The sequence below is a fragment of the Streptomyces sp. NPDC058650 genome, from assembly GCF_042717315.1.
GTDB lineage: Bacteria > Actinomycetota > Actinomycetes > Streptomycetales > Streptomycetaceae > Streptomyces.
Genome location: NZ_JBHXRL010000095.1, coordinates 1 through 1,059, shown reverse-complemented (window position 1 = coordinate 1,059; position 1,059 = coordinate 1). Strand labels below are relative to the sequence as shown.

Below are 1,059 nucleotides of genomic sequence, written 5' to 3'. Positions count from 1 at the left end.
GCGCTGTACATGGTCGCGTCGGTGCTCACCTGGGTGCAGGGCTACGTGATCAACGTCATCATGGTGAAGACCATGTGGCGCCTGCGCGAATCGGTCGAGGCGAAGATCAACCGCCTGCCGCTGAGCTACTTCGACAAGGTGCAGCGCGGTGAGCTGATCTCGCGGGTCACCAACGACATCGACAACATCACGCAGGCGATGCAACAATCCCTCTCGACCGTGGTCACCTCGGTGCTCACCGTCGTCGGCGTGCTCATCATGATGTTCACGATCTCGTGGCAGCTCGCCCTCGTGGCGCTCGTCTCGCTGCCGCTCATGGCGGTCATCTTCGGCATCATCGGCCCGAAGTCGCAGAAGGCCTTCGGCATCCAGTGGCGCAAGGTCGGTCGACTGAACGCCCGCGTCGAGGAGTCCTTCTCCGGCCACGCCCTCGTCAAGGTCTTCGGCCGCGAAGAGGACTCGCGTGCGAAGTTCAAGGCCGAGAACCAGGAGCTCTACGAGGCATCCTTCAAGGCGCAGTTCCTGTCGGGCATCATCATGCCCGGCATGATGTTCATCGGAAACCTGACCTACGTCGGCATCGCGGTGCTCGGCGGGCTCATGGTCTCCACCGGGCAGCTGCGCCTCGGCGACGTGCAGGCGTTCATCCAGTACTCGCAGCAGTTCACCCAGCCCCTGTCGGAGCTGGGCGGCATGGCTGCCGTGGTGCAGTCGGGCACGGCTTCGGCCGAGCGTGTCTTCGAACTGCTCGACGCCGACGAGCAAGAGGCCGATGCAGCGGATGCCCCGGTGCCCGCCGATGGCGACGGCACGATCGTGTTCGAGCACGTCGCGTTCTCGTACACGCCCGAGCGCCCGCTCATCACCGACCTGTCGTTCCAGGTGGAGCCCGGGCAGACGGTCGCGATCGTCGGCCCGACCGGCGCGGGCAAGACGACGCTCGTGAACCTCATCCTGCGGTTCTACGAGCTGGGCGGCGGCCGCATCCTCGTGAACGGTCAGGACATCGCGGATCTCACGCGCCACGACGTCCGTGCGCGCACGGGCATGGTGCTGCAG

General features: G+C 65.5%; 1 protein-coding gene. It reads left to right on the top strand.

Going from position 1 to position 1,059, the window contains the following annotated elements; genetic code table 11:
- Positions 1–9: 9 nt before the first annotated feature.
- On the top strand, positions 10–1,059 hold a 1,050-nt coding region (locus ACFWWU_RS37510; RefSeq protein ID WP_384153779.1), incomplete at its 3' end, for an ABC transporter ATP-binding protein.